At 49.2% G+C, this 21854-nt stretch carries 17 protein-coding genes; 13 read left to right on the forward strand and 4 right to left on the reverse strand.

The features are described from left to right. Nucleotides 1-11: 11 nt before the first annotated feature. From CI960_RS09365 to CI960_RS09375, 3 genes are read right to left on the reverse strand one after another with little or no spacing between them, the layout of a single operon-like run. Nucleotides 12-914: a cation diffusion facilitator family transporter gene (locus CI960_RS09365; RefSeq protein WP_005856877.1), complete on the reverse strand. Its 903-nt coding sequence runs from the start codon at nucleotides 912-914 to the stop codon at nucleotides 12-14. 9 nt (nucleotides 915-923) lie between these two features. Continuing rightward, nucleotides 924-2216 (reverse strand): serine dehydratase subunit alpha family protein, encoded by a 1293-nt coding sequence (locus CI960_RS09370; RefSeq protein ID WP_094582341.1) that lies wholly within the window; start codon nucleotides 2214-2216, stop codon nucleotides 924-926. 44 nt (nucleotides 2217-2260) lie between these two features. Then, nucleotides 2261-2632, reverse strand: a complete 372-nt coding sequence (locus tag CI960_RS09375) for an Hpt domain-containing protein (RefSeq protein ID WP_005856873.1) — start codon at nucleotides 2630-2632, stop codon at nucleotides 2261-2263. Nucleotides 2633-2817: 185 nt separating this feature from the next. Between CI960_RS09375 and CI960_RS09380 the strand changes: the two genes are divergently transcribed. The 13 genes from CI960_RS09380 to CI960_RS23395 all read left to right on the forward strand — a co-directional run bounded on the left by CI960_RS09380 (nucleotide 2818) and on the right by CI960_RS23395 (nucleotide 20746). Further along, the gene (locus CI960_RS09380; protein WP_005856871.1) at nucleotides 2818-4740 is read left to right on the forward strand and encodes an AAA domain-containing protein; all 1923 of its coding nucleotides are present in this window, start codon (nucleotides 2818-2820) and stop codon (nucleotides 4738-4740) included. Continuing rightward, nucleotides 4730-5536, forward strand: coding sequence for a Cof-type HAD-IIB family hydrolase (locus CI960_RS09385; protein WP_005856869.1), 807 nt, complete (start codon nucleotides 4730-4732; stop codon nucleotides 5534-5536). Before CI960_RS09380 ends, CI960_RS09385 begins: the two co-directional genes overlap by 11 nt. 258 nt (nucleotides 5537-5794) lie before the next feature. Continuing rightward, a complete protein-coding gene (locus CI960_RS09390; protein ID WP_005856867.1) occupies nucleotides 5795-7027 on the forward strand; it encodes a Cof-type HAD-IIB family hydrolase in 1233 nt (410 codons plus the stop codon). Further along, a complete protein-coding gene (locus CI960_RS09395) occupies nucleotides 7024-8121 on the forward strand; it encodes an isochorismate synthase (RefSeq protein ID WP_005856865.1) in 1098 nt (365 codons plus the stop codon). The genes CI960_RS09390 and CI960_RS09395 overlap by 4 nt, the downstream gene beginning before the upstream one ends. A gap of 14 nt (nucleotides 8122-8135) precedes the next feature. Further along, entirely contained in the window at nucleotides 8136-9824 is a 1689-nt protein-coding gene (gene menD, locus CI960_RS09400; RefSeq protein ID WP_005856863.1) for a 2-succinyl-5-enolpyruvyl-6-hydroxy-3-cyclohexene-1-carboxylic-acid synthase, read from the forward strand. A gap of 3 nt (nucleotides 9825-9827) precedes the next feature. After that, nucleotides 9828-10652 carry a 1,4-dihydroxy-2-naphthoyl-CoA synthase gene (menB, locus tag CI960_RS09405; protein ID WP_005856861.1) on the forward strand — a complete coding sequence of 275 codons (825 nt, stop codon included), beginning with the start codon at nucleotides 9828-9830 and terminating at the stop codon, nucleotides 10650-10652. A gap of 37 nt (nucleotides 10653-10689) precedes the next feature. Continuing rightward, complete coding sequence (locus CI960_RS09410) at nucleotides 10690-11748, forward strand: o-succinylbenzoate synthase (protein ID WP_005856859.1); 1059 nt, start codon at nucleotides 10690-10692, stop codon at nucleotides 11746-11748. Nucleotides 11749-11751: 3 nt separating this feature from the next. Continuing rightward, nucleotides 11752-12888, forward strand: coding sequence for an AMP-binding protein (locus CI960_RS09415; protein WP_005856857.1), 1137 nt, complete (start codon nucleotides 11752-11754; stop codon nucleotides 12886-12888). Nucleotides 12889-12890: 2 nt separating this feature from the next. Next, nucleotides 12891-14849 (forward strand): DUF3857 domain-containing protein, encoded by a 1959-nt coding sequence (locus CI960_RS09420; protein WP_005856856.1) that lies wholly within the window; start codon nucleotides 12891-12893, stop codon nucleotides 14847-14849. Between the two features lie 13 nt (nucleotides 14850-14862). Further along, a complete protein-coding gene (locus tag CI960_RS09425) occupies nucleotides 14863-16446 on the forward strand; it encodes a DUF3857 domain-containing protein (protein ID WP_005856854.1) in 1584 nt (527 codons plus the stop codon). A 101-nt stretch (nucleotides 16447-16547) separates the two neighbouring features. Further along, the gene (locus tag CI960_RS09430) at nucleotides 16548-19061 is read left to right on the forward strand and encodes a beta-N-acetylglucosaminidase domain-containing protein (RefSeq protein WP_005856852.1); all 2514 of its coding nucleotides are present in this window, start codon (nucleotides 16548-16550) and stop codon (nucleotides 19059-19061) included. A gap of 168 nt (nucleotides 19062-19229) precedes the next feature. Beyond that, nucleotides 19230-19868 carry an endonuclease III gene (nth, locus tag CI960_RS09435; RefSeq protein WP_008772131.1) on the forward strand — a complete coding sequence of 213 codons (639 nt, stop codon included), beginning with the start codon at nucleotides 19230-19232 and terminating at the stop codon, nucleotides 19866-19868. Then, entirely contained in the window at nucleotides 19865-20746 is an 882-nt protein-coding gene (locus CI960_RS23395) for a hypothetical protein (protein WP_005856848.1), read from the forward strand. Before nth ends, CI960_RS23395 begins: the two co-directional genes overlap by 4 nt. Here CI960_RS23395 and CI960_RS09445 read toward each other — a convergent pair. After that, complete coding sequence (locus tag CI960_RS09445; RefSeq protein WP_005856846.1) at nucleotides 20743-21849, reverse strand: Wzz/FepE/Etk N-terminal domain-containing protein; 1107 nt, start codon at nucleotides 21847-21849, stop codon at nucleotides 20743-20745. The two genes, CI960_RS23395 and CI960_RS09445, sit on opposite strands and share 4 nt — an antisense overlap. Between the last annotated feature and the right edge of the window lie 5 nt (nucleotides 21850-21854).

Below are 21854 nucleotides of genomic sequence, written 5' to 3' on the forward strand. Positions count from 1 at the left end.
TAACAATTCGTTTATTTAATCGGTTCCACGTGCAAAGCGATGTGCGTAGCCTGACCGAACTTATCACGCAGATTCTGTTCGATCTCTTTCGTCAAGTCATGGGCACGAGTCACGGTTATCTGTCCGTCCACCCGTATATGCGCCTCGATAGCAAAATTATTACCGATGCGGCGGGTACGTAAATTATGCGGGCTCTTTACCTCGGGAATCTCACTAATGATCGCCAAGATCTCATCCTCCACCTCCTTCGGCAAAGATTTCTCCAATAAGTCATTGATGGCGGGGATCACCAGTTGCAAGGCGACTTTTACGATAAACAAGCTGACAATCACAGCCGCCAACGGGTCCAGCACACGCCAATTATCCCCCAACAAAATCGCCCCTCCAATACCTAAAGCCGTACCGATCGAGGAAAAGGCATCCGAGCGATGATGCCAAGCGTTAGCGATAACGACTTGACTATTCTGCTTCCTTCCTACCCAAACCGTAATATGATACAGTAATTCCTTGATCACGATGGAGATAAGAGCGGCAACTAAAGCGATCATTCCCGGACTTTCCAACGGAATCCCCTTGAAATAAAAGTCATAAATCTTGTTCGCTCCCTCCCAGAAAAGGCCAAAACCGACACAAAGCAAGACGATACCGACAATTGAAGTCGCCAAAGTCTCGTATTTACCATGCCCGTAATCATGGCTCTCGTCCTTTGGCTTGGAAGATATATTGACAAAAAGAAGTACGATTATATCCGTTACGAAATCAGATAACGAATGTACCGCATCGGCGATCATAGCGCTACTATGCCCCCAGATACCCGCCACGAACTTGAATACCAATAAAACAAAATTAGCGAATGACCCTAAAAGTGTCACTCGCATAATCTCTTTTTTCCTCGCCTTTGGTGCCTCTTCCATAGAATCCTATTAACAAGATTTACCGGTCATGATGTCCAACACCAGACGATCCGTCGCCTCCATTCCTTTAGAACCGATAGCGGTCAAGTTAGCGATCGATTTATCCACATCCTCATCGATGATACCTTCCACGGAAGTCACCACCTTATCCTCCATGGCCATCAAAGCGGAAAGCATCGCCGTGGATACGCCACTAGATACTTTCATCGCACAACTCGGCTTGGCACCGTCACAGATCATTCCGGTAATATTACCGATCATATTCTTGATCGCATAAGAAATCCGCGTCTTATTTCCTCCCATCAAATAGGTGATAGCGCAACTCGCTCCCGTAGCGGCAACCACACAACCACAAAGGGCCGACAAACGTCCCAGACTTTGCTTGATATAGATCACCATCAAATGGCTTAACATCAACGCACGGATCAGTTGCTCTTCCGAGCATTGGATATCCTCGGCGAAAGAAAGAACCGGAAGCGTAGCGGCGATTCCTTGGTTACCACTTCCCGAATTACTCATCACCGGGATCATAGCGCCGTCCATACGAGCGTCGCAAGCGGCGGAAGTCATGATCAACATATGCGTATAAGCGGAATCTCCCATGAACTTACGGCCGAAAGCACCCGAGACCGTCTTGCTTACAGTATGTCCGTAATTGCCTTTCATGGAAGCTTGGGCGGCTTTCTTATTCAACTCAGCTGTTTCTAAAATAAAACGAATCTCATCCAATGGCATTTCCATGGCAAACTCATAGACCATAGAGAAGGAAAGACGTAAATCCTTATTCTCACATACTTCCTCGCCAGAAGCGTTTGCCATACGTAAATCAGTCAATACCTCCCCGTTTTTCTCTACATATATTATATGGGTATGCTCATAGCAAATGATCACCCTTGAACGATCGTTCCCTGCTGAACTTATAATTTCGATATAAAGTTTATCTACATTCTCTTTCAGGTCTATACCGATACATTTCTTGCAGACCATTTCCTTACCTTCTTTCAATCCCTCCGGAGTCAAGTCTTTCAGCACCTCTAGCCCATAAGCGGACTTACCGATGATCGATCCCAAGGCGATAGCGATAGGCAACCCCACCATGCCAGTCCCCGGGATTCCTACTCCCATGGCATTCTTCAGGATATTGGCGCTCAGATAAACCTCTATCTTCTCTGGCTTACGCCCCAGCACTTCCGCCGCTTTTGCGGCCGCCAAAGCCACGGCAATAGGTTCCGTACATCCGATAGCAGGGATTACCTCCCTGTGAATCAAATCTATAATTTGAGTTTTTATGATAGTATCCATACTGATAGTCTTTATTTAGAATTAGATAGTTAATATACAATAGATTAAGAACAAAACTCAACAACGATATCTCGCAAGGCATCGTATTGTTTTCCCAATGCATCTTCATAACGCAACGCTTCTTCCAGATTCCCTTCTCTTAACAGCGATAGTATATTATTCGATACATCGAATAGATTTACCAGACCTAAATTAGCGGCTATCCCTTTCAAGGTATGCGAATATAGCTTGGCATTCTCCAAATCCCGCTCTACTAAAGAGCTCCGTAATTTCACATACGAACCGTCTGTAGTAATAAATTTATATAGAAACTTTTTGAAGAGGCTATCACTATTCATAAAACGATCTAAGGTATTCTCTTTATCCCAAGCAGCTACATCTATTAATGCGTTATAAAAAGCATCGTTCTCATTCATTTTTTTATGATATTAGTTTTCGTACAAAATTAGGAATTTTATAGACACTACCAACGTTAGCGGTATTCTTTTTCTTTACTTACCGCAACTTGGGTACGGAACGATAATTTTAGTACTTTTGTCGCCTACTTCGGGACCTAGAACGCCCGGGCTGTATTTATCCGATTAATTGAATTGATAAAGGAATGGGAATTTCATCGCCGCTTGTAGATTTGCAACATCAATATGATCTCCTGCAGAAAGAATATGAATATGAGAAGGAAACATACCGACAGCAATCCGAGCGTACGGGTTTGCGAAAACGAGTGGCGCAGGGCCTCTGTTGGTATCCGGTCACTCCGGGACGCAGTTATTATAACTCCTTAAACCAATTGGTGATCGAGATCGAAAGAACAGAAAACCGGGAGATCGAGCATAATTTTGAGTACGGGCGCCCGGTTTGCTTCTTTACGGCAGATATCAGTGGTAAATTTAAGTATCTGGATTTCTCCGCCACGATCAGCTACGTGCAAGAGGACCGGATGGTGGTAGTTCTCCCCACTCCTTCCGCCTTGATGGATATACAAGGAAAAAGCAATGATCTCGGCGTGCAACTCTACTTCGACGAGACCAGCTATAAAACGATGTTTTCCGCTCTCTCGGACGTGATGCGGGCAAAAAACAACCAACTCTCTCATCTAAGGGACGTATTGCTGGGACAGGAAAAACCGGGACAGCGGGAATTATTCCCGATCCGCTTCCCTTGGTTGAACCGTTCTCAGGAAGAAGCCGTAAATAAGGTATTGGGAGCGAAACAAGTATCTATCGTACACGGCCCTCCCGGAACTGGGAAAACAACCACCTTGGTGGAAGCCATTTACGAGACCCTTCACCGGGAGAATCAAGTGATCGTTTGCGCCCAAAGTAATACCGCCGTAGACTGCATCTCGGAGAAACTGGTAGATAGAGGCATTAACGTCCTGCGCATCGGGAACCCCACTCGTATCAATGACAAGATGCTCTCTTTCACATATGAACGCCGTTTCGAATCGCATCCGGATTATCCCGAATTATGGAGCATCCGGAAAGCGATACGGGATATACAATCCAATATGCGAAAGAAAAGCCGGGAGGAACGGGATACGATCCGAAACCGCCTCTCCCGTTTGAAATTCCGGGCGACCGAACTGGAAGTCAAGATCGATACAGAGCTGTTCGACGAGGCTCGTGTCGTTGCTTGCACCTTGGTTGGCTCCGCAAACCGGGTCATGATGAACCGGCACTTCACGACCTTGTTTATCGATGAGGCCGCCCAAGCCTTGGAAGCTGCTTGCTGGATAGCGATCGGCAAGGCGGACCGGGTCATACTAGCGGGCGATCATCACCAATTGCCCCCTACTATTAAATGTATAGAAGCGGAACGAGAAGGCTTAGGACGTACCTTGATGCAAAAGATAGCCCACACGAAACCGGAAACAGTCTCTCTCCTGAAGATCCAATATCGTATGCACGAGGATATCATGCGCTTCTCCTCCCAATGGTTCTATCATAACGAACTCGAATCCGCTCCCGAGGTAAGTGGGCGAGGAATCTTGCGACTGGACACTCCCATCGTATGGTTCGATACGTCCGAGTGCGATTTCACGGAAAATACGAGAGAGGAGACCATGAGCCGTGTCAACAGGCAAGAGGCGGAATTGCTCGTGGAACAATTACGCTCCTATATACAGAAAATATCCAAGGAGAGAGTGCTGGAGGAGAATATCGACTTCGGATTGATCTCCCCTTATAAGGCGCAGGTACAATACATCCGTAAATTAATCAAACAGGACGCTTTCTTCAAGCCTTTACGCAGACTGATTACCGTACATACCGTAGACGGTTTCCAAGGGCAAGAACGCGATGTCATCTTGATCAGTTTGGTAAGGGCCAACGAGGATGGAAAGATAGGCTTCTTGAACGACTTGCGGCGCATGAACGTAGCGATCACCCGTGCCCGTATGAAACTGATGATCTTGGGAGACGCTTCCACCCTTACCCGGCACGCATTTTATAAAGAACTCTATAATTATATCTCCCAAAGAGGTAAAATAATCACGATCAACACGAAACAAGAGCATGAACTATAAATTATTGGTACTGGATTTAGACGGTACACTGACAAACAGTAAAAAAGAGATCACCCCGTTTACGAGGGAAACCCTTCTGCAAGCGCAGGAAAAAGGATTGCATCTGGTCTTAGCCTCCGGCCGGCCCACCTACGGTATCGTGCCTTTAGCCGAGGAACTGAACATAAAGCAATATGGTGGTTTTATCCTTTCCTTCAACGGCGGTAAGGTGATCGACTTGATGACAGACAAAGTACTTTTCGAACAGGCTTTGCCACCCGATATCGTACCTGTTTTATACAACCGCTCCAAAGAAGCGGGACTGGCTATCCTTTCCTACAACGGTAAATATATCTTAAGCGAGCACCCGGAAAATAAATACGTACAATACGAATCATTCCTAACAAAGATGAAGATCAAGGCTACCGACGATTTCCTGCGGGATTTACATCAACCTGCCGATAAATGCTTGGTGGTAGGCGAACCGGAGATGTTGGTACCGTTGGAAGAGAAGCTCCGCCAAGAATTAGGGAAACGTATCAACGTATATCGTTCCGAGGCATTCTATCTGGAGCTTGTCCCCAAAGGTATCGACAAAGCCGCCTCATTATCCCGCTTACTAGAGCGAACCCGGATAAAACAGGAGGAAGTGATCGCTATCGGCGATGGTTTCAACGATGTATCCATGATCCATTTCGCCGGATTGGGAGTCGCTATGGCCAACGCCCAGCCCCCTGTCAAGGCCAATGCCGACCGCATCACCCAATACACGAACGATGAGGATGGAGTGGCTCGTTTCATCCAAGAATTGCTTTGAAAAAAACACGTACGTATTTTCCGAGAAACACGTACATGTTTTCGCGAGAACACGTACGTGTTTTTTCAGAGACATTTACACCAGTATCGACACAGGCCAATGCCTATATCGGCATAAGCCTGTACGTATATCGCCGCAAGGCTACACCGATATAGGCGTGAGCTTGCGCCGATATACGTAAATTCCTTTCATGGAAATGTCTTCTAACTATCAACTATTTTATGTACATTTGTATTCTAAACCATAAAATAAGACGCCATGAAGTACAAATTATTAGTCTTAGACGTAGATGGGACGTTGCTTAACGACAAGAAAGAGATAACTCCCCGGACCCATGCCGCCCTGTTAAAGGCTCAGCAGATGGGAGTTCATGTTGTATTGGCATCCGGCCGACCCACCAACGGGGTTCAACCCTTGGCGGAGGCTCTTGAATTGAATCATTACGGTGGTTTCATATTATCTTATAACGGAGGTCAGATCATCAATGCCCAGACCGGAGAATTGATGTTCGAGAAACGAATCGATCCGGCCATGATTCCTTATTTGAACCGGAAGGCGAAGGAAAACGGTTTTGCTATCTTCACGTATCACAAGGACTATATCCTGACCGATAGCCCGGAAAACAAGCATGTCCAAGAGGAGGCCGAACTCAATAAGATGCGCATCATCGGTGTGGAGAATTTCCCGGAAGCGGTGGATTTCGCACCCTGTAAGTGTATTCTTACCAGCGATGACGAGAACAATCTAGTGGGTCTCGAAAATCATTGGAAGAAACGTCTGGACGGGGTATTGGAAGCTTTCCGCTCCGAGGACTATTTCTTGGAGGTAGCTCCTCATTTCATCAATAAGGGAAATACGTTGGCGGTATTGATGGAGATGCTGAATATCACGACCGAAGAGGTTGTCGCTATTGGTGATGGCGTAGCCGACGTATCCATGCTTCAATTAGCCGGTACCGGCGTGGCGATGGGTAACGCACGCGACTCCGTAAAGGCTTGCGCCGATTTCACGACCTTATCTAATAATATGGATGGTGTGGCGGTAGCGATCGAGAAAGCGATCCTTGCCACGATCAAACCCACGGAGGTTCCGTTAGATCAACTAAACGCACGGGCCAAACATGCCTTAATGGGTAATCTAGGCATTCAATATACCTATGCGTCGGAGGATCGTGTGGAAGCGACCATGCCTGTAGACGAACGGACCCGCCAGCCTTTCGGTATCTTGCACGGAGGCGCTACGCTGGCTTTGGCGGAGACCGTGGCCGGACTAGGTTCCATGATTCTGGCGAAACCGGACGAGATGGTAGTCGGCATGCAAGTTAGCGGCAGCCATATGTCGTCCGCCCACGAGGGAGACACGGTACGTGCCGTCGGGACGATTATCCACAAAGGCCGTTCATCCCATGTGTGGAACGTAGACATATTCACCTCTACCGACAAACTGGTTTCCTCGGTACGGGTAATCAATAGCATACTAAAGAAGAAATGATTCCAAGAGATTCTTACGAAATAATAGACACGTTGATCAAGCAAGGCCGGAGTTTCGCTATTTGGCGTATTCCCGGTGAGGATAGGCTCCATTTCAGGATGCAAAGCGCCGGCTCTCCTTGCCTATTATACGACATAAAAGACTTAAATGAACGGAGCGGTTTTGTAATCGCTCCGTTTCAGGTGACAGCGGAACGACCTATCGTTTTAATCCAACCGGATTGCTTTGAAATCCCCTCCGAATCCGATTGGGATTTCTCTCGAGAGAAAAACGAATTCCCTTCGAATGAAATCGAAATCCCATCCGAATCCGAGGAGAAGGAACGATACGCTTACCATTTCTCCCTGTTTACCAGCCCTTTGCTAAAAGGAAGCCAAGATAAACTAGTCCTATCCCGTAGCAAAACGATCCGGAAAGATCCCTCTTTCTCACCCGGCAAGGCATTCTTCGCCGCAGTAGAACGATATATCCGCTCCTATGTCTACCTTTGCCATACCCCGGAAACCGGAACTTGGATGGGTGGGACACCGGAAATCTTGTTATCCGGCGAGAAAGGCGACTGGCAAACGGTAGCTTTGGCCGGAACCCAATCCTTACGAGACGGGAAATTACCGAAAAGCTGGGACCATAAGAATTGGAGAGAACAGCAATTAGTCGCCTCCTATATACGCCGCCAGCTGTCCACCTTGGGTATTACTCCCGAGGAGAAGGGGCCTTATTCAGCCCGGGCCGGAGAGGTTTCCCATTTGAAAAGCGATTTCTTCTTCTCCTTGCCGAATCCCGAGAAGCTGGGTGATGTCCTTCAACTATTACACCCTACTCCAGCCGTTTGCGGTCTTCCCAAGGAGGAGGCTTATCATTTCATCATCGAGAATGAGGGGTACGATCGTAGCTATTACTCCGGTTTCATCGGTTGGCTGGATCCCAAAGGCAAAACAGATCTGTACGTAAACCTCCGTTGCATGAATATCCTCCCCCAAACCTTTACGCTGTATGCCGGAGGCGGTCTGTTGGCGGCCTCGCAGCTAGAGGATGAGTGGCAGGAGACAGAGGATAAATTAGATACGATGCGGAGAATAGTGGGTAATTTATAATTTTATATCATATAATGTATAGCGATAAAAAGAACATCCTTCAATTGGTAGCCTTGCTGATAGAGCACGGCGTAAGTAATATCGTGCTATGTCCGGGGAGCCGGAACTCTCCGATTGTGCACACATTGGCAAACCATTCGTTCTTCAATTGCCATTCCGTGACGGATGAGCGAAGCGCGGGATTCTTTGCCGTAGGGCTAGCGTTGCACGGAGGTAAGCCGGCGGCTGTTTGCTGTACCTCGGGCACGGCCTTGCTGAATATACATCCGGCGGTAGCGGAGGCTTTCTATCAGAAAGTTCCGCTTGTCGTGATATCCGCCGACCGCCCCGCCGCATGGATCGGGCAAATGGACGGACAGACCTTGCCGCAACCCGGGGTGTTCGGCTCGCTGGTGAAGAAATCGGTACAGCTACCGGAAATACATACGGATCAAGATGAATGGTATTGTAATCGATTGATCAACGAGGCTTTGTTGGAACTGAACCATCACGGCAAAGGGCCGGTTCATATCAACGTCCCGATCTCCGAGCCTTTATTTCAGTTCACGACACCCGAATTGCCGAAGGTACGGGTAATCACCCGTTATCAAGGCCTAAACGTGTACGACCGGAAATATGACGATCTGATCGAGCGTTTGAACAAATATAGCAAGCGAATGATGATAGCGGGACAAATGAGTTTGATCTATCTCTTCGAGAAGAAAATATGTAAGTTACTATACAAACATTTCACTTGGCTCTCCGAGCACATCGGCAACCGTATCGTACCGGGATTGCCGATCAAGAATTTCGACGCCATCCTGTACGCTACCCCAGAGGAGGAAAAAGAGAAGCTGGTTCCCGAGCTCGTGATCACCTACGGCGGCCATATTGTCTCCAAGCGGCTGAAAGAGTTTTTGCGGAAACACCCGCCTAAGGAGCATTGGCATGTCTCATTGGATGGGGAGGTAGCGGATTTATTCGGTAGCCTGACCACGGTGATCGAGATGGACGCTTTCGAGTTTCTGGAGAAAATCGCTTATATGCTGGAGAATAGGCAGATTGAATATCCGAAGGCTTGGGAATATAAATCCCGGAATCTGCCGGAGCCGGAGTTCGCTTACTCCGAAATGGCGGCGATCGGTGGTTTGATACGTTCGCTTCCGGCTGAATCGGCCTTGCATCTGGGGAATAGCTCCACCGTACGTTACGCACAATTGTACACCGTACCCGAGACGGTTGAGGTTTGTTGTAACCGAGGTACGAGCGGGATCGAAGGCTCCTTGTCTACGGCTATCGGATACGCCTCGGCCTCGCAAAAACTAAACTTTATCGTTATAGGCGATCTTAGTTTCTTCTATGATATGAATGCGTTGTGGAACGGAAACTTGCACAATAACCTTCGTATCCTGCTCTTGAACAACGGAGGTGGTGAGATCTTCCAAGCCTTGCCAGGATTCAAGATGAACGAGCGTACGCACCGTTACGTCACCGCCTCCCACCAGACCTCAGCGGAGGGATGGGCCACGGAAAGGGGATTCTCCTACTCCGCCGTTCATAACGCCGAGGAGTTGGCAGCTGCGATGAGCGCCTTTACCCAAACGGAGCAACCGAGCGAACATCCCCTATTCATGGAGGTTTTCACGGACAAAGCGGAAGACGTACGATTGCTCAAGGAATATTATCATCAACTAAAAAATTCATCCCAAGCACAAAACATATAATATATGGAAACGAAAAGAGAATGGACAACCATCAAGGAATACGAGGAGATCTTATTTGATTTCTACAACGGCATCGCCCGCATTACGATAAACCGGGAACGGTATCGCAACGCTTTTACCCCGACTACGACCACGGAGATGAGCGACGCCTTTTACATCTGCCGGGAACGTCCGGACATTAACGTAGTCGTTCTGACAGGAGCCGGAGATACGGCGTTTTGCGCGGGAGGCGATATGAACGTGAAAGGACGTGGCGGCTACGTGGGTAAAGACGGCGTACCTCGCTTGAACGTATTGGACGTACAAAAGCAGATCCGCTCTCTCCCGAAACCCGTCATCGCAGCCGTGAACGGTTTCGCTATCGGCGGCGGACACGTATTGCACGTGGTTTGTGACCTTACGATCGCTTCCGAGAACGCTATCTTCGGACAGACAGGCCCTCGTGTGGGTAGCTTCGACGCCGGGTTCGGCTCTTCTTACCTCGCCCGTGTGGTCGGACAAAAAAAGGCCCGTGAGATCTGGTTCCTATGCCGCAAGTACAATGCACAGGAGGCTTTGGATATGGGTCTGGTAAATAAGGTAGTCCCCTTGGATAAATTAGAGGACGAGTACGTTCAATGGGCCGAGGAGATGATGTTGCTTAGCCCGTTGGCCTTGCGCATGATCAAGGCAGGCTTGAACGCCGAGTTGGACGGACAGGCCGGTATACAGGAGTTGGCCGGAGACGCTACCATGCTTTACTATATGACGGACGAGGCGCAGGAAGGCGGCAAGGCATTCTTGGAGAAACGCCGTCCACGCTTCGAGGATTACCCGAAGTTCCCGTAAAGGGAATTGAGAATTGAGAATTGAAAATTGAAAATGAATGGTGAAGGAGAGGTTTTATAAGACAGAGGTGGTTCCCCGGTGCTTGACTTTCAAGCAACCGGCAGGAACCTCACGGGGTGTTTACACGACCCGGAAATTGTGGGAGGTCCGAATCCGCAAGGAAGACGAACCCTCGGTTATTGGTATCGGAGAATGTGCCCCCCTGCCGGATCTCAGTTGCTATTATGGAGTGGATTACGAGATCACGTTATCCAAGGCTTGCCTCGATCTGGAACATGAGGGATATGTTGACACCGAATCTTTGCGCCATTACCCATCCATCCTTTTCGGGCTGGAGACGGCCATGCGCCATTATGAACAGGGCGGTTGGCGGCATTACGACACGCCCTTCTCGCGGGGGCAGGCGGGCATCCCCATCAACGGACTGATCTGGATGGGCGATTATAAGTACATGTTGGAACAGGTAGAGGAAAAGATGAAGGAGGGCTTCCGCTGCGTCAAGCTGAAGATCGGCGCTATCGATTTCGACCGGGAACTCTCTTTATTGAAACACATCCGTGCGCATTTCTCTGCCAAGGAAATAGAGCTTCGGGTAGACGCCAACGGCGCTTTCACACCCTCGGAGGCGATGGACAAACTGAAGCGGCTCGCCGAGATGGACTTGCATTCCATCGAGCAGCCTATCCGTGCCGGGCAGTTGGAAGAAATGGCACACCTTGCGGCAGAGTCACCCCTTCCCATCGCTCTCGACGAGGAACTGATCGGCTGTAACGCCCCGGACGAGAAACGGCGGTTGTTGGAAACGATCCATCCCCAATACATTATATTAAAGCCTTCCCTCCACGGAGGCATCGCCGGATGTACGGAATGGGTTCACTTAGCGGAAACTATCTTAGGGAGTACCCCCGAGCGACCCAAATGGTGGGTCACCTCCGCTCTGGAATCGCAAATCGGACTGAACGCTATCGCCCAATGGTGCGCCACGTTAGGTAACCCGCTACCGCAAGGTCTAGGAACCGGCGAGATTTTCAAGGATGATAAACATCGGTTAATCCAACGAAAAGGAGACACCATCTGGTTCACTAACGACCTTTGACCTATGCCGATACAAGAAGATTTACAGGCATTCTTAGCTGAATGGCACGATCCCTCCCCTTTTCTGGAAGTCCAGACCTCCGGCTCCACCGGTACGCCCAAGCGGATGAGAGTGCGCAAGGACCGGATGCTGAACAGCGCCCGGCTTACCTGCGATTATCTGGGTCTTAAGAAGGGCGACAAGGCCCTGTTATGTATGCCCCTGCGCTATATAGCCGGAAAGATGATGGTGGTCCGCTCCCTATACGCCGGACTGGATCTGGAGGTGCGTGAGCCCTCCGGACACCCGTTGGCGGATTGGGGGGATACGCCCCTGCGCTTTGCCGCCATGATCCCCTTGCAGGTTTACAATACGTTGCGAGTACCCGAGGAACGTAAACGGCTGGAGCAAACGGATATCCTGATTATCGGCGGCGGGGCGATCGACGCGGCCTTGGAACAGGAGATACGGCAGATGCCAAACACGGTTTATTCCACCTACGGAATGACGGAGACGCTGTCTCACGTCGCCCTGCGCCGGCTGAACGGGCCGGAAGCCTCGCCCTATTACCATCCCTTCTCCTCGGTGACGTTATCCTTGTCGCCGGACAATACCTTGGTGATAGACGCCCCATTGGTTTGCGACGAGCGGCTGGTGACGAACGATGTCGCCCGCCTGCTGCCGGACGGGAGTTTCGCCATTATCGGAAGGAAAGATAATATCATCAATAGCGGAGGTATCAAGATACAGATCGAGGAGGTGGAAGAGCGGCTACGGCCCTACCTAGACCTCCCCTATGCCATCACCGCCGCCCCCGACCCTCGGTTGGGAGAGGCGGTAGTCTTACTAATCGCCCCAAGGTCATGTGAAACGGTATCACCCCCTCGGGTGACACCACACATGAAAGCTATCATGAGCGACTCATGGAACCTATCATGTACCGCTAATGAAAGCTATCATGAGCGATTCATGAAAGCTATCACGAACGACTCCGCGCAGCTATCATGTGAGGTATCGACAGTGGCTCTCGCCAGCCTGCCCAAGTACCTCCGTCCAAGGCACGTCATAGAGGCAAGCGAGATTCCCCAAACCGGAAGCGGCAAGATCGATCGTGCCGCCTGCCGGGAGCTAGCGAGAAATATCATCACAAAAACACTATAAACATGAAAAGGATTCTAACAATCACCGCGGTCTCCCTATTGGCCTTATCGCCTATGTACGGGCAGGATTCTTGCCGATACCCGCAAGATCCTACCTTGGAGAAATCGCAAGCCTACGCAGGATACGACTGCGTCACCTTGCTGGACAGCACCGCCGTCACGGTACAACCTACCGGCTCGGGGGCTTTCGCCGTATGCAAGGCTTTTAAGGTACAGACTCCCAAGGGAGCCGTCGCCAACCGTATCATCAAATACGATTACGACCCGCTGACGGCGCATGCCGAGTTTCGTTACGCCACGATCTACCGTGCGAATGGCGACGTGATCAATCTCGACGTGACTGGGGCTTGCGACTATGCCGCCCCCGCACGTGCCATCTACTGGGGCGCCCGGCAGATCATGCTGGAAGTGGGCCGCCTGCAACCGGGAGATGTCGTGGAGTACGAGATCGCCAAGAAAGGTTTCACCTACGCCTTGCTGACGGCGGGCGACGACGAGCGTTTCATCCCTCCTATGCGGGGACAGTTTTACGATATCGTCCCCTTCTGGGCTACCGAGCCTACCGTGCGTAAGGTATACCGGGTATCCATGCCGATGGAGAAAGAGTTGCAATTCCAGTTCTACCAAGGCGAATGTACCTCTTCCATGCGATATGAGGATGGACGGAAAGTATATACCTTCGCCTCCGACGATATCCTTCCTTTCGCCAAGGAACCGAATATGGTAGACCTATTCGACGCAGCCCCGAAGCTCATGATGTCCAGCACGCCCCGCTGGGAAGATAAATCCGTATGGTTCAATAAGGTTAACGAGGATTACGGAAGCTTTACCGCGATCCCGGAAGCCCAAAGGAAGGTAGACGAGCTGATCAAAGGCAAGAAGACGGAAATGGAGAAGATAGCCGTGCTGACCCACTGGGTGGCCGATAACATCCGTTACTCCGGGATCTCGATGGGTAAAGGCGAGGGTTTCACGCTTCACAACCTAAAGATGAATTATACCGATCGTTGCGGTGTCTGCAAGGATATCGCCGGTACGTTGATCGCCTTCCTCCGCATGGCCGGATTCGAGGCTTACCCGGCGATGACCATGGCGGGAAGCCGTGTAGAAAGCATCCCCGCCGACCATTTCAACCATTGCGTGGCGGTGGTAAAACTGGCTAGCGGCACGTATATGCCTCTCGACCCGACTTGGGTTCCTTTCTGCCGGGAATTATGGAGTAGCGCCGAGCAACAGCAGAACTACCTCCCGGGTGTGCCCGAAGGCTCCGACCTCTGCCTGACCCCTGTCTCCGCCCCAGAAAACCACTACGTCCGCATCCACGCTGACAACCGCCTAGACGAGAAAGGCACGCTCCGCGGACAATTCACGATCACCGCCGAGGGACAGTCCGACAGCAATATCCGCCGCATCTTCACCACCGGATGGCAATCCGACTGGCAGAACACGATGGAGAAGCAATTGCTGGCCGTATCCCCCAACGCCAAACTGCTTCGTGTAGATTACGGTAAGGACCCGAAGAACTATCAAGCGGCCCCTATCAAGATCACGTTCTCTTATGAGATCCCCGATTATGCGATCATCGCCGGAGACCAGATGCTTATCAAGCCGCTAGTCATGAATAACCTCTACAATCAAGTGAAGAGTTTCTTGCGTATCGATACGAAACCGGAAAACCGTGCGTATGGATTCAAGGACGCTTGCTCCCGTTTGGTAGAACAAGATGAGACCATCCGTCTCCCCAAAGGCTATACCCTCCTGAACGCCCCGAAGAATGACGCCCTGCGAAGCAATGCGGCCGATTTCGAAGGTTCCCTTTCACAGGAAGGCGACCGGAACATCGTCTTGCGCCAGAAGCTAGCGTTGAAGAAGCGTGTCTACGACGCGGCTGACTGGAAAGGCTTCCGTTCCGCCGTGAACGCCTATAAGAGTTATGGTGACTATTTGATTATCAAGAAATAAAAAAAGAAAGACAATGATTAAGATAACCTATAAACTGATTCTTCTCCTAAGCTTGTTAGCGATGACGGTTACTTCATTCGCCGCATCGGAGGCTGAGTACGGGAAAGTATCGAAAGCTTGGACCTTGCATGCCGACGGCAGCCAAGAATATCGATCCTCCATGGAGTTGACGCTCTTCACGCATACCGCGATGAATAGCACGTATGGCGAGAGTTTTATCGTCTACAATCCCGATTTCCAAACACTGAAGATTCACTCATCCTATACGAGGCAGAAAGACGGTACGATCGTAAAGACACCCGATAACGCCTTCGTGGAGGTCCTGCCCCGTTTCGCCGCCGACGCTCCGGCCTATAACCAACTTAAGGAAATGGTCGTGGTACACACTGGCCTAGAACTTGGGGCCACGATTTACTTGGATTACTCTATTATCACAAAACCGGGTTACTATCCGGCTCTGGATATCAACGAGCGACTACAAGAGACCTCTCCCGTGAAGGAATGCAAGGTCTCTATTTCCGTACCGGAAGGGACCCCCTTGGCTTGCGGTCTATACGGCTCCCCCGTAAAAGCCGTGGAAGAGAGCCATGACGGTATAAAGGAGGTACACTGGACACTACGGAACATTCCCGCTTCCTCCCGTGAGGCTTTCCAACCAAAGAACCGTGAGGCTTCACCCCACTTGGTAGCCTCTACCTATCCTTCAGGTAAAGCGGCCTTAGCCACTTTGGATAAGCGCTTAAAGGAATCGCAGGGATACGAGAGCAAAACCTTCGCCCAATTCCTCACCGATAAAAGCGGTAACGAACAAGAGAAGGTGAACATCATCCGAGACCATATACTCAACAATCTCAGTACCTGTCCTATCCCCATGGCGATGACCGGCTATACCGTCCGTGACATCGATACCGTTCTCCGCAGTGCCTACGGTACGCCGCTAGAGATCGCACAGCTCTTGAACGTGATGTTGAATGCCGCCGGAATCCCGTCGGAAGTCCTCGCCGTCTATCCCGGCCATCTCGATACGGACGCTTGCGGGCTGGCTGCCATCCAGACACTAGCCGTAAAAGCCACTGTCGATGGGAAAGACCAATACCTATCCGCCTCCCCGCTGACAAATCGTGGCGGACTAGATAAGGTAGTCTCCCTCTCCGGAACTTCCATTGAGATTGAGACCACACCTATTCAGATTAAGGAAAGTAGATCCGTGGCCATCTCCGCCGATCAAGCAAAAGACGGTTTCGCCATCTGCGTATTGCCAGCCATCTCCGCCGGAATCGATAGCTGGGGCATGAGTGCCTTGAACAGCAAGCGTTCCAACTTATTCGAACTCCCCTCCCTAATCAGGGAAGAGGTAACATACACGGTTACTCCCGCCGAGGGCATGAAGTTGCAGACCTCCACAAAAGAGCAAGTGATAAGCAAGCCTTTTGGTAAAGTAACCCGCACGATCACTCCGAAAGGAAATACGATTGAGGTGGTACGTACGATCGAGTTGAACAAGCAACAGTTCACTCCCGCCGAATACAGCGGCGTGCGTAGCTTGATCCATGAATGGACAAATCCGGATAACCGGGTATTGCTATTCTCCCTATAAGATCTAAATACGGAGGGCACGGAACAAATCTGTGTATTCCGTGTGCTCCGTGTTTAATTATTTCATACATTTACGAACGTTAACATTAAATCATATCGTATATGAAGACACTAAAGTATTTACTCGCCACCATGCTCCTTCTAGGCGTTTGTAACCTAACGCATAGCCAAAAGCTATCCCTAGGAATCTTCCCCGAGCCCCAAGAGGTGACTATTTCCAGCCAAACATACGCACCGTCCCATGGATATACCCTACGGGGTATAAATAATCCGGACGCAGATGCGGTCAAACTACTTAAAGAAGCGCTACCTTTTGCTAAATCCGGCAAATCTCTCCCTTTAGAGATCAAGAAGCTAAAAGACAAAACTCCGGAAATGCAACGCTCAGGTGCCTATACGCTGACGATCACTAAAAAAGGTATCATGATCGGGATCGTAGACGATAATTCCTTGTTTTACGCCGCCCAAACCCTCAAGCAATTAGCTAAATATGACGAGGGTAAGAAGATCCTGCCTCTCTGCTCGATCAAGGACTATCCGGACGTATTATTCCGGGGTACCGTGGAAGGATTCTACGGACAGCCTTGGAGCCACGCCGACCGTATCGAGCAAATCCGCTTTTACGGAAGGATCAAGCTGAACACCTATATCTATGGTCCGAAAGATGATCCTTATCACAGCTCCCCCAACTGGCGCAAACCTTATCCCGCCGAGGAAGCCGAGCATATCAAGGAACTAGCGGAAGAGGCCACCCATAACAAAGTAAACTTCGTTTGGGCCATCCACCCGGGACAAGATATTCAATGGAACCTGACAGATAGCATGAACATCCTTTCCAAATTCGAGAAAATGTACGATTTGGGCGTACGCTCTTTCGCCGTTTTCTTCGATGATATATCCGGAGAGGGAGCCCGCCCGGAAAAGCAAGCCGGCTTATTGAATTACATCCATAAGGAGTTTATTACCAAGAAAAATGACGTGCAGCCCCTGATCATGTGCCCTACCGAATACAACCGCTCATGGGCTAAGACCGATTATCTGGATATCCTCGGTACCCAACTCGACCCCGCTATCCAAATCATGTGGACCGGAGACCGTGTCGTAGCCGATATCACGAAAGAAGGCGTCGAGTGGGTAAACAACCGTATCCGTCGTCCCGCCTATATCTGGTGGAACTTCCCCGTAAGCGATTATTGCCAAGATCATTTGTTGATGGGACCCGCCTACGGCCTAGATACGCAAGCCGCCGGCACCATGACCGGATTCGTATCCAATCCTATGGAATACGCCGAGGCTTCCAAGGTCGCTATATTCGGCGTTGGAATGTACACTTGGAATATCGAGAATTACGATCCTACACAGGCATGGAAAGACGCTTGCGACTTCATCATGCCGGAGGCCTCCATGGCTTTCCGCATTTTCTGCGAGCATAACTGCGATCCGGGTCCGAACGGACATCAATACCGCCGGGAAGAGTCCGCTAACTATGTGGCTCCTATCCAGACATTCCTCGCCGGATATAAGAAAAACACGTTCCCGGAGCAAAGCGCGAATCTTCTGGGAACCTTATTCGCTCAAATCACGGCTTCCCCGAGTATGATCTATAGCCAAAGTCCCAATAAACGCTTGATCGAGCAAATCAATCCATGGCTTATCCAATTCGAGTTCTTAGGAAAAGCCGGAACAAGCGCTCTGCATATGGCGCACGCTTGGTATGAGAAAGACCGGTCTTATACGTGGCAACGCTATCTGGAAACATCCGCTTTGCTAGATAGCATGAAACTGATAAACCGCACGCTGAACCAGAAGGCGCAGCCTAAAGGCGTGAAAGTCGGATCGAAAGTCTTACACCCTTTCATCGTAGACTTATACCGCCAGACAGGTCGTAACCTGCTATCTACGGACGGTATCGCCCCGGACGAGGTGAAGGTTAGCATCCCTTCCATATTCACGAATATCGACCAATTAAAGAGCCAGCCTTGTGCCGAGGGTGACAATACGGTCGGTTACGTTCCCCTATTCGAGGTAGTCAAGGTACAACCTAACCAATATCTGGGTATCGGCTGGGAAATCCAGAAAGAAGCGGAATCCTTCTGTTTCAATCTTCCGAAAAGCAACCAACCCGGACGGGTATTCGAGTGGTCCGCCGACGGAAAGAGCTGGAGCCTAATCCCTCATGTCTCCACGGAAAACGCTAAAGATACGATCCGCACCATCGACCCGAAAGCCCGTTATATCCGTATGCGAAATAACTCGGATCAGCAAATGGAGCTATACGTACTAGGATTCACGGCGACAACCAAACAAGACCCGCAAATCAATGAGGCTCTTATGATGTACGATATGAACCTAGATACGTATAAGAACTTGAACCCGGGAGAAATGATTCATATAAAATGTGATGATATCAACGCCGTATCTTTCTTCCTCTCCGGAAGTAACGAGAATCTGGTATCCATCACCGGCCTCTCCCAAGATGGCGAGAAAAACATCGTCTATCAAGGAAACGTAGGCTACATCAAATTAAATAAAACCATGTTCGAGGATTTCTCTTCTTTAGAAATCACCACAATAGGAAAAGAATCTATACATATCCACCAGATCGTTAGGGAATAATAAATAAAAAAGTACCGATTTCTTTCTCTCTTAGATGGAAGAAGGAGATCGGTACTTTTTTATTTATTCGTACAATTCGGGTGTATCTTATTTTTGGCACATCTCCGCTTGTATATTCCTATTAAAAGTTATACCTTTAGGATGCGAAAAACAGAAACCGAAAAAGCAATGCGAAAAGAAGAAAGGTATAAAGGCGTATTAAACTGGTTTAAGGAAAACGTACCGGTAGCCGAGACTGAACTACATTATGACGACCCCTATCAACTATTGATAGCGGTAATCCTATCCGCACAATGCACGGATAAGCGAGTGAATATGATCACACCTGCCCTGTTCGAGGCTTTCCCGACTCCTGAGGTAATGGCGGCTAGCACACCGGAAGTTGTCTTTGAATACATACGAAGCGTATCTTACCCGAACAATAAGGCTAAACATCTGGTAGGTATGGCGAAAATGCTGATAGAGGATTTCAAAGGCGTGGTTCCCTCCGATATTGATGAGCTACAAAAACTGCCGGGCGTAGGAAGAAAAACAGCGAACGTAATCGCATCCGTAGTATATGACAAGCCGGCCATGGCGGTGGATACGCACGTATTCCGTGTCTCCAACCGGATCGGCTTGACCAATAATAGCAAGACACCTTTGGAAACGGAAAAGGAGTTGGTGAAGAACATTCCGGAAGAATTGATCCCCATCGCCCATCACTGGTTGATATTGCATGGAAGATATGTTTGCCTCGCCCGGAAACCGAAATGTGAGGAATGCGGATTAAAGCCTTGGTGTAAACACTTCCTAAAGCAAACATGAGGATCAGCAAGAAAGACATAACGGCATTTTTTGTCTTGTTTCTGGGTACGATCGTATGCGTGAGGTACTTTTACAAGCATATGAACGACGAGCAATTTGTCGCTACGGTAGATCCCTATAGTTTGGTCGTTCCAAGCCCCACGGCAATTTTTGCCATCAATCGTCCTCCTGTATTCGAGAAGATGATACTACCCATGGAGAATATACGCAAGGCGTTCTCAGATCATACCCCCGCTATTTTCCTTTCTTTAATACGGCAAAATCTGGAATTATCGTCTTTCCTAATCGCTTATTATCCACAAGGGGATGTCTTGTACGCCCCTATGGATAGTCATACGGCAGAGCGTATTTTCAAGCAACTGGACGTCTCTTTCACTTTTCCGGCCCAGCAACGAGAGGAAACCTCCGTTCCTGTTAGATATTATCCTGATGTTGATAAGCATTTTCTAGGTTGTTACTACCACGAGGGTATATTCGTAGCGTCCTACAACCGAAGATTATTGGTAGAGACGGTGGAAAGGCAACAGACATACCCCGCACATGTCATTCCGGAACTAACAGATCTGATTCGTAAAAAAGGCAAGCGTGGCGCAATGAATCTCTTCATCAAAAGCGCCCCTTTACATTTACGGGTACAAATGAATGACTCGACGGAGTGGAGAATGAAAAATCAATGGTTGGCAATGGATTTATTCTATAATGAAGGAAGCCTTTGCTGCTTCAACGAGCAACCCTATGAGAAAGCCTTGGAGAACTTTTACCCCAATTTATGCGATACGATAACCACCCGGATCAATCGGCTATTCCCGCAAATAAAAACCACGACACAAGTCAGTCATGACGAGGCCGTGGCATATTTTACGGTTTGCGGGAATTAAGCTCCAGTCTCTTCTTTCTTGAAAGCTGCCACAAACATATCTTTTACGAATAAATATCCGATACATCCGAATAAAGCGAGGAAGACAAAACCGACCAAGATAAGTGCCTTCTTAGGAGAAGATGCTTTCAAAGGTACGGTAGCCGGCTCGATTACGGTATACACCGGAGTTTCTTCCTGTACACGCAATTTATCTTGCTCCAACTTCTGCGCCAACGTATTGTAAACATTAAACGTAAGGGTCATCTCATTCTTCAAACGTTCCTGCTCCGTACGGTAGCTGGAAGAGATAATATTACGGTTGGCATCCTCGAAAGCAGCGTACGCACGTTGCGCTTTATAATAAGCGTCACGTGACTCGCCAAATACCTTCTGGGTAAATTCCAAATCTTGCTTTACTTTCTGCGTACGATAATTCGTAATATAATTCTGGAGGTTTTCCAAAACGACCTTTGTCATCTGAGCGGAAATAACCGGGTCCTGCATCTGTACGGAAGCCGTGATAACCAAGGTCTTCTTGTCCACGGAAACAGAAACCCGCTCCTGCAAGGCCTTCACCACCTCTTCTTGATCCTTTGTCAAATGGTAAGGATTCAAGCCCTCAGACTCTTCCTCGTCACCGGAGATTAAACTCATTACCGCACCCAACGCCTTGAATGGAGCGGAGACAATATATCCCCACCAAGCCTTACGTTGATGTTCACTCATATAATCATACAATGTAGTGCTTAACTCCTTTTCCTTATCGGTAACCTCTACCGGAAACAATTCCAACAGAAACGGGGTACTCTGCACCACATCCGGATACAAATCCGGAGAGATCGCGTCCGCACCGGCAGCGGCATTCAGATTAATCCCAGCCATAGCAGCCAAACCGCCAAGACTAGATTTTTTTGCCGCATCCTGTGTCTCTGGTGCCAATTTCACCGTAGTTGTATATTCCTTGGGAATACTGAAAGCTACAATCAAACCTACTACCACCGCAATACCACAGCCTTTCAATAAGAACTTACGCTCTTTCCACAGTTTTTGCGCCAGTTCGATTAAATCGATCTCCTGCTCCTCAGGTAACTCTTGTCTTTTTATCTCGTTTATCGTATCCATGCCTG

The sequence above is a fragment of the Parabacteroides sp. CT06 genome (assembly GCF_002257605.1).
GTDB classification, from domain to species: Bacteria; Bacteroidota; Bacteroidia; order Bacteroidales; family Tannerellaceae; genus Parabacteroides; species Parabacteroides distasonis.